At 74.0% G+C, this 8075-nt stretch carries 7 protein-coding genes; 4 read left to right on the plus strand and 3 right to left on the minus strand.

The window, feature by feature from the left end; translation table 11 throughout:
- Nucleotides 1-264 precede the first annotated feature (264 nt).
- A complete protein-coding gene (locus tag ACIQBJ_RS19235; protein WP_400711291.1) occupies nt 265-1782 on the minus strand; it encodes an MFS transporter in 1518 nt (505 codons plus the stop codon).
- 88 nt (nt 1783-1870) lie between these two features.
- On the opposite strand from ACIQBJ_RS19235, the gene ACIQBJ_RS19240 reads away from it, so the two are divergent.
- Entirely contained in the window at nt 1871-2290 is a 420-nt protein-coding gene (locus ACIQBJ_RS19240; protein WP_400711294.1) for a MarR family winged helix-turn-helix transcriptional regulator, read from the plus strand.
- An 87-nt stretch (nt 2291-2377) separates the two neighbouring features.
- Here ACIQBJ_RS19240 and ACIQBJ_RS19245 read toward each other — a convergent pair whose 3' ends face one another.
- Nucleotides 2378-3322: a M56 family metallopeptidase gene (locus tag ACIQBJ_RS19245; protein ID WP_400711297.1), complete on the minus strand. Its 945-nt coding sequence runs from the start codon at nt 3320-3322 to the stop codon at nt 2378-2380.
- A 185-nt stretch (nt 3323-3507) separates the two neighbouring features.
- Nucleotides 3508-4074, minus strand: coding sequence for a DUF5134 domain-containing protein (locus tag ACIQBJ_RS19250; protein WP_400711301.1), 567 nt, complete (start codon nt 4072-4074; stop codon nt 3508-3510).
- A 424-nt stretch (nt 4075-4498) separates the two neighbouring features.
- On the opposite strand from ACIQBJ_RS19250, the gene ACIQBJ_RS19255 reads away from it, so the two are divergent.
- Genes ACIQBJ_RS19255 through ACIQBJ_RS19265 form a run of 3 tightly spaced genes read left to right on the plus strand, consistent with a single transcriptional unit; the run spans nt 4499 to nt 7730 of the window.
- Nucleotides 4499-5899 (plus strand): DUF6421 family protein, encoded by a 1401-nt coding sequence (locus ACIQBJ_RS19255; protein ID WP_400711304.1) that lies wholly within the window; start codon nt 4499-4501, stop codon nt 5897-5899.
- Entirely contained in the window at nt 5896-6648 is a 753-nt protein-coding gene (locus ACIQBJ_RS19260; RefSeq protein ID WP_400711307.1) for an SDR family NAD(P)-dependent oxidoreductase, read from the plus strand. The genes ACIQBJ_RS19255 and ACIQBJ_RS19260 overlap by 4 nt, the downstream gene beginning before the upstream one ends.
- On the plus strand, nt 6645-7730 hold the full coding sequence (locus ACIQBJ_RS19265; RefSeq protein ID WP_400711310.1) for a threonine aldolase family protein: 1086 nt from the start codon (nt 6645-6647) through the stop codon (nt 7728-7730). The genes ACIQBJ_RS19260 and ACIQBJ_RS19265 overlap by 4 nt, the downstream gene beginning before the upstream one ends.
- The last annotated feature ends 345 nt before the right edge of the window (nt 7731-8075 follow it).

Below are 8075 nucleotides of genomic sequence, written 5' to 3' on the forward strand. Positions count from 1 at the left end.
ACCGTCGCTGAGCGGTACGGGAGTTCACGGTCCGTCGACCAATCCGATTGACCGGGGCCCGGCAAGCTGCCATGGTTTCTGCTCCGAGCGTCCGCGCCGCCCCGGCGGACCGGACGCCGGCCGCGCTCCGGCTCCACCAATACGGGGGTTTGGTGGAGCCGGTCTCCCGCACCGCCCGGTCCGCCGGGCGGGCGGGGTGCGCCGGTGCGCGGCGAGGAACGGCGGGGGAGCGGCGGGGCGGCGAGGGGTCGACCGCCCGGGGATTCAGCGCTTCGACAGCACCTCCGTGTCGTCCGCCGCGGCAGTGGCCGCCCCGTAGGCGTAGTCCGGCACCGGGTGCGACCCGGCGGCGACGGCGGAGGCCGGGGCCCGCCCCGAGCGCACCGCGCCCGTCAGCGCCAGCAGCAGGCCGACCACGATGGTGCCCGTCACCAGCAGCAGGGCCGGGCGGTAGCCCGCGAGTTGGGCCTGCGCGTCGGTGCCGCCGCCGCTGCCCGCCGTCAGCACCGCGGTGGTGACGGCCAGCACGATCGCGCCGCCGACCTGGAGCCCGGTGTTCACCAGGCCGGAGGCCAGGCCCTGCTCGTCGTCCGGCACGCCGCCGGTGGCCGCCGCGTTGATCGACGGGAAGGCCAGCGCGAAGCCGCCGCCGATCAGCAGCATCGCCGGGAGCACCAGGCCGAGGAAGCCGCTGTGCTCGTCGAGTCGGAGGAAGGACGCGTAGCCGACCGCCATCAGCGCCACCCCGACCGGGAGCAGCCGCTCCGGGCCGTACCTGTCCAGCAGGCGGCCGACCGCGCCGGCCGAGAAGGCGACGATCGCGCCGCCCGGCAGCAGGCCGAGCGCCGTCTCCAGCGCGGACCAGCCGAGCAGGCGCTGGAGGTAGAGCGTGGCCACGAACTGGAAGCCCGCGTAGGCGCCCATCAGCGTCAGCGCCGTGAGGTTGGCCCGGCGGACCGAGGGGTTGCGGAAGATGCCGAGCCGGACCAGCGGGTGCGCGGTGCGCGCCTCGATCAGCAGGAAGGCCGCGGCCAGCGCGGCCACCAGCAGCAGCGAGCCGACCGTGCGCGGCGAGAGCCAGCCGACGCCCTGCGCCTCGGTGACCGTGAAGACCAGCAGCAGGACCGAGCCGGTGCCGGTCAGCGCGCCGGCCACGTCGTAGCCGCCGGCCGGGCGCTCGGTGTGCCGGCGGGGCAGCAGCCGGACGCCGGCCACCAGGGCGAGCAGCGCGACCGGGACGGGCATCAGGAACGTCAGCCGCCAGCCCGCCGACGTCAGCAGGCCGCTGATCACCAGGCCGAGCGAGAAGCCGGCCGCGGCGCAGGTCGTGTAGATGGAGAGCGCGCGGTTGCGGGCCGGGCCCTCGGCGAACGTCGTCGTGATGATGGACAGGCCGGCCGGGGCGGTGAACGCGGCGCTGACGCCCTTCAGGAAGCGGGTGGCGATCAGCAGCGGCCCGCTGTCGACCAGGCCGCCGAGCAGCGAGGCCCCGGCGAACGCGGCCAGCGCGACCAGGAACACCCGGCGGCGGCCCAGCAGGTCGGCGGCCCGGCCGCCGAGCAGCAGCAGCCCGCCGTAGCCGAGGACGTAACCGCTGACCACCCACTGCAGGGCGGAGTCGGACAGGTGCAGGTCGGCGCCGATCGAGGGCAGGGCGACGCCGACCATCGAGACGTCGAGGGAATCCAGGAACATCGCGGCGCAGAGCACCACCAGGGTGCCCCAGAGCCGTGGGGTCCAATGCGCGTGGGTCGTGCCGGTCGTGCCGGTCGTGTCGGTCATGGCACAGAACGCTACATGCATGTGCATGGAATGCAAGTGCATTTAATGTGGGCGCAACAGATGCGCATGCATGTGCTAGGTTGGCGGTGTGACCGACCTCGACCCGGACCAGGACCCCGCCGCGGAGACGGCTCTCACCGAGCAGTGGCGCGCCCTGTTGGCCCGCCACGCCGCGACCTCCTGCGCCATCGACCGCGCCCTCGGCGACGCCTACGGCCTGGGCGTCAGCGAGTTCGAACTGCTGGAACGGCTCTGGGAGTTCGAGCAGGAGCCGGACCACGGGGACGTCCGCTCCCGGGTGGTCGCCGGCACCGTCCACCTCAGCCAGAGCGCCTTCTCCCGGCTGGTCGCCCGGATGGAGAAGGCCGGCCTGGTCCAGCGCTCGCTCTGCGAGGCCGACCGCCGCGGCATCAACCTCACGCTCACCGACGACGGCCGCGCCCGGTACCTCGGGGCCCGCCCCGTGCACCGCCGCATCCTCGCCGAGACGCTCGGCGAGACCCCCTGACGGACGGCCCGCCCGCGGCGGCCCGGCCGGAACTCCCGCCGGGCCCGGGCGTCGGGCTCGGAGACGTCGGGGTCAGGGGCGTCGGGGTCAGAACAGCGTCGACAGCCCCGGCGCCGCCGCCAGCAGCGCCGCGCCCAGCGGGGCCGCCAGCGCCGCCAGCGTCCACCCCAGCCGGGCCGGCACCGGCAGCCGCGGCGCGCCCAGCAGCAGCCGGTCCACCCGGGCCGGGGACTGCGCCAGCTGCCGCGGCGGGCAGGAGGCGAACACCTCGCTGTTCAGCTCCGCCAGCGCCAGCGCCGTGGTCACCCGCCCGTGCCGCCGCGCCGCCCGGTCGTCCGCCGCCAGCTCCACCAGCACCGCCACCTGGTCCCGGAACGCGGAGAACACCCCCACCCCCGGGAACCCGGTCGCCAACGCCTGCGCGCACTGCGCCAGCCAGTGGTGCCGGGCCCGGACGTGCCCGCGCTCGTGGCTCAGCACCGCCGCCAGCTCCCGGTCCGACAGCTGCTGCAGCGCGCCCGTGGTCACCACCAGCCGGGCCTGCGGCCCCGGCAGCGACCACGCCTGCGGCCGCAGGTTCTCCAGCACCACCAGCGGCTCCCTGACCCGCCGACGGGGCGTCAGCGAATCCGGCAACTCCGGTGCACGCCGGACCAGTTGGGCATGGCGGTGGCCGCGCTCCGCCCGCGCCGAGCGGACCTCCCGGGCCAGCGACACCGCCGTCCACAGCCCGCCCGCCGCCAGCACCGCCGCCGACAGCCGCCCCCAGCCCTCCGCCCCGGCCAGCCCGTAGGCGTCCTCGACCCCCGTCGGCGCGCCCGCGAACACCAGCGCGCGCCAGGACGGGAGGGCCGCCGCGCTCGCCAACAGCAGGCTCAGCACGCAGCACAGCAGCACCGCCACCACCAGCATCTGCCACACCAGCAGGGCCAGCACGGGTTCGCGCTCCGGCCAACGGGCCCGGGCCAGACGGCTCGGCGCCACGGTGGCGAGCAGCAGTCCGAGCAGCAGCAGGTCCAGCAGTGCCGTCATGCGGGGCTCCCCAGGAGGGATCGGGGGCGCGGCGATGCGCTCCTCCCAACCTATGCGCCCGTACGCCCGCGCGGAACGCCGGGGCCGCGCCAGTGACCAAGGCCACCCCGTACCCGACCCGCCCCCGGACCGCCGCCCGCCCGGGCCCGCCCGGCCCCCGACGGGCCGTCAGCTCCGCACCGCGCTCAGGCGGTCAGCAGCATCGCGAACATCCCGATCCCCATCGCCGCCCGGCAGGCCCGCGGCAGCGGCGCCGCCACCGTCCCGCCCGCCCCCGGGCCCGCTCCGGCGGCGGCCAGCACCCGGCTGCCCTCCCAGAGCGCGTAGCCGCCGAAGTACACCAGCAGCAGCCCCGTCAGCACCGGCGGCCCGCCCATCCGCACGTGGTGCCCGGCATGCCCGCCCGCCGGACCGCCCGCCATCGCCAGCGCCATGTACGCCATCGCCAGCGCGCCGATCCCGTGGTGCAGCCGGTGCGCCCGCAGCCCCCCGTCCCGGCCCGCCAGCGCGCCGACCAGCAGCACCGCCGCCAGCAGCGCGTACGGCCAGCCCCAGAACACCCCCGGCAGCAGCGCCATCCCCGCCATGCCCAGGGCCATCGCGGCCTCCAGCACGTCCGGCTCGTGGCGGGACCGGTGCGCCCCGCCGCAGGGGGGCTGGGCGCGGCGGCGGTGCACCCGCCACCCGCAGTAGCCGCCGGTGCCCGCGGACAGGACCGCCAGCAGCCAGCTCACCAGTGCCGGACCGTGCATCGCCGCCCCCTCCGCCCCGCCGCCGGACGTCCCGTCCCCCCACTCCACCAGCGCCGGACCGCGCTCCGCTTCCTCCGTCGTGCTCCGTCCGCCGCCGCCCCTCCACGATCACCGACCGGACGCGGGCGCAGCAGGGCGTGAACGGGGGCGCACCGAGGCGCGCACGGGTCCGTGCCCGGCGTGGACGCCCCGGTGGCGGGCCGCTCCGGGCCGGGGCAGGGTCGGCGTACCGGGCCCGCGGCCCCGCCGCCGACGGATCTGTCCGTTTCATCCACTTCGGAGGGGAGGTGATCGGCGGCGCTACGAACTGGAGCGTCCCCGGGCGCCCGGATGGCGTGTCCGCCGTCAAACCGGTCTTGAACCGGAGAACCTTTCGCATTTAACGTGGTCTTGTCGAAATAACTCCTGTCGAAGTGAGCCTGTGATGCAGAATCTTTCGCCGACGCTCGCGGTAGCGGGCAACGCCCCCGCCGCGGACCCGGCCGGCCACCCGGCCTGGCGGCGCCTCAAGGACGCCGTCGAGGCCCTCCGGCCGCTGCAGTCCAAGGACGGTTCGATCGACCTCGCTGCCGTGCCGCGCCACACCGTCGACCCGCTCGTGGAGACCGTGCAGGACGCCGTCGCCGAACTCGCCCCGCTCTTCCCGCACGACGCCGAGTACCTCGCCGCCGTCCGCGCCGACCTCGCCAAATGGGCCGACACCGGCTACCGCCAGCCCGACTTCCTCGACTCCCTGCTCGCCTTCCGCCCGAACGAGCAGCGCGTCGACGGCATCGGCCACCTGGTGGTCTTCCCGATGTACACCCAGAACGGCAACCCGGACCGCAACCTGGAGGCCGTGCTGCTGAAGGTCGTCTGGCCCGAGTGGATCGCCGAGCTGGAGCGCACCCGCTTCGACAACCCCGGCTACATCGGCATCGCCTTCGAGGACTTCACGGCCGGCTACGACACCAACTCCGCCGTCCTCTTCCCCGAGACCGTGGCCGTCCGCGAGGCGCCGGAACGTTTCACCTGGGGCGGCATCTTCTGCGACCGCGAGGCCGCCCGCTTCCGCGCCGTCACCACCAGCGCCGTCCGCCAGCTCGGCCTCGACATCCCCGCCGACGCCGCCGACCTGCTCCAGGACCAGCAGCGCACCCAGCAGACCTTCGTCCTCTGGGACCTCGTGCACGACCGCACCCACAGCCACGGCGACCTGCCGTTCGACCCCTTCATGATCAAGCAGCGCAGCCCGTTCTGGATGTACGGCCTCGAAGAACTCCGCTGCGACCTCAACACCTTCAAGGAGTCGGTCCAGCTGGAGGCCGAGGGCTACGCCCAGGGTCGCGACGTCCAGTACGCCATCCTCTTCGACCGGATGTTCCGCTTCCCGGTCAGCGGCGACCGGGTCCGCAACTACGACGGCATGGGCGGCCAGCTGCTCTTCGCCTACCTGCACAAGCACGACGCGCTCCGCTGGCGCGACAACCGCCTCACCATCGACTGGGACCGCGTCGCCGACGTGACCAATGCGCTCTGCGCCGAGATCGAGACCCTCTACCGCGAGGGCATCGACCGCCCCAAGACCGCGCACTGGATCGCCGCCTACCAGCTGGTCTCCCGCTACCTCACCCCGCACCCCGCCTCCACCTGGGCCAAGGGCCCCGAGGCGCTCCCGCTCGACCTCGCCGACGACAAGGCGCTCCGCAAGGCCCTCTGCGACGCCGTCCACCCCGACGAGTTCCCGCTCAGCATGTTCTACGAAGCCCTGTCGAAGAAGCTCGGCCGGGTCATCGCCGGCACCAAGGGCATCACCGGCACCACCACCGAGGAGGCCGCCGCGTGAGCGCCGCCCAGCACCTGCAGGACAAGGTCGTCGCCGTCGCCGGAGCCAGCGGCCCCGCCGGCCAGGCCACCATGCGCCGCCTGGCCGCCGACGGCGCCACCGTCATCGGCGCCGACATCGACCAGCACCGCCTGGACGCCGCCCTCGACGCCGTCCGCACCGCCGTCCCCGGCGCCAAGGTCGCCGGCCAGGTCATCGACCTGCTCGACCCCCAGGAGGTCCACGACTGGGCCGACCACCTGGAGGCCGAGCACGGCCACGTCGACGGCCTGCTCCACCTGGTCGGCGGCTGGCGCGGCGGCAAGACCTTCTTCGAGACCCGGATCGACGACTGGGACTTCCTGCACGACACCGTCGTCCGCACCCTCCAGCACACCTCGCTGGCCTTCCAGCCCGCACTGCTCCGCAGCCCCGCCGGCCGGTACGCGATGGTCTCCGCCGCCGCCGCCCACAAGCCCACCGCGGGCGGCGCCGCGTACGCCGCCGCCAAGGCCGCCACCGAGGCCTGGACCCTCGCGCTGGCCGACTCCTTCGCCAAGGAGACCACCGCCCCCGACGGCACCCCCACCGCCGCGGCCGCGATCCTGGTCATCAAGGCCCTGGTCAGCCCCGAGATGCGCGCCGCCAAGCCCGACGCGAAGTTCGCCGGCTTCACCGACACCGCCGACCTGGCCACCACCCTGGCCTCCCTCTGGGAGCGCCCCGCAGCAGAACTGAACGGACAGCACCTGTGGCTGACAGCCCGATGACCCCCCTGACCGGCCCGACCGACGCGGTGCGGCACCACGACCCCGCCGTCCGGGGCTTCGCCAGCGACAACTACGCCGGCATCCACCCCGAGGTGCTCGCCGCGATCGCCCTGGCCAACGACGGCCACCAGATCTCCTACGGCGAGGACCAGTACACCGAGCACCTGCAGACGGTCTTCCGCCGCCACTTCGGCGACCGCGCCGAGGCGTACCCCGTCTTCAACGGCACCGGCGCCAACGTGGTCGCCCTGCAGGCCCTGCTCCCGCGCTGGGGCGCGGTGGTCGCCGCCGAGAGCTCCCACATCAACGTGGACGAGGGCGGCGCCCCCGAGAAGCTCGCCGGCATCAAGATCCACACCGTCCCCACCCCCGACGGCAAGCTCACCCCCGAACTGATCGACCAGCAGGCCTGGGGCTGGGGCGACGAGCACCGCGCCCAGCCGCTCGCCGTCTCGATCACCCAGTCCACCGAACTCGGCACCCTCTACACGGTCGACGAGGTCCGGGCGATCTGCGAGCACGCCCACGAGCGCGACATGCTCGTCCACATGGACGGCTCCCGGCTCGTCAACGCCGCCGCCTCGCTCGGCGTCCCGTTCCGCGAGTTCACCACCGACGTCGGGGTCGACGTCCTCTCCTTCGGCGGCACCAAGAACGGCCTGCTGCTCGGCGAGGTCGTGGTCGTCCTCAACCCCGAGCGGGTCCAGGGCATCAAGTTCCTCCGCAAGACCTCGATGCAGCTCGCCTCGAAGATGCGCTTCGTCTCCGTCCAGTTCGAGGCCCTGCTGGCCGGCGACCTCTGGCTCCGCAACGCCAGCCACTCCAACGCCATGGCCCGCCGCCTCGCGGACGCCGTCCGCGAGATCCCCGGCGTCACCGTGGTCCGCCCCGTCCAGGCCAACTCCGTCTTCGCGCTCCTCCCGCGCGAGGTCAGCGAACGCCTCCAGAAGACCTACCGCTTCTACTTCTGGAACGAGCACACCGGCGAGGTCCGCTGGATGGCCGCCTTCGACACCACCGAGGCCGACATCGACGCCTTCGCCGCCGCCATCGCCGAGGAGATGGCCCGCCACGGGGCCTGACACACACCCGCTGGGCACCCGCAGCACCCGCGGCACCCGTCACGGCCGGTTCGGAACCCGCTTCCGAGCCGGCCGTCGGCGTTCCACCTGCGGTCCCGCCCCCGAACGGCCCGTCACCCGATCGGGGGCGATGTTTGCACCACGGACGAATCCGGCGTAGTGTTCACTGGTCGCTCGGCAGGGAGCACCGGACACGCAATCCGTGTGGACGGTCCCGGAGCGGCCAATCCCTGATCAACCACTCAGCCGGTCCGTAGCGGGTCGCGTTCTTTCGCGGCTTCGTTCGTATTTGCTGTGCGCTTTTTCGGAGATTGCGGCGGATTCGCTTTTCGGAGCGGGGATCGG

This window comes from Kitasatospora sp. NPDC088391 (genome assembly GCF_044753345.1).
Lineage (GTDB): Bacteria > Actinomycetota > Actinomycetes > Streptomycetales > Streptomycetaceae > Kitasatospora.

Bases quoted from the DNA above. Each gene is read 5' to 3' on its own strand.
- ACIQBJ_RS19250 (WP_400711301.1), bottom strand. From the start codon at position 4,074: ATGCACGGTCCGGCACTGGTGAGCTGGCTGCTGGCGGTCCTGTCCGCG.
- ACIQBJ_RS19265 (WP_400711310.1), top strand. From the start codon at position 6,645: ATGACCCCCCTGACCGGCCCGACCGACGCGGTGCGGCACCACGACCCC.
- ACIQBJ_RS19255 (WP_400711304.1), top strand. From the start codon at position 4,499: ATGCAGAATCTTTCGCCGACGCTCGCGGTAGCGGGCAACGCCCCCGCC.
- ACIQBJ_RS19245 (WP_400711297.1), bottom strand. From the start codon at position 3,322: ATGACGGCACTGCTGGACCTGCTGCTGCTCGGACTGCTGCTCGCCACC.
- ACIQBJ_RS19235 (WP_400711291.1), bottom strand. From the start codon at position 1,782: ATGACCGACACGACCGGCACGACCGGCACGACCCACGCGCATTGGACC.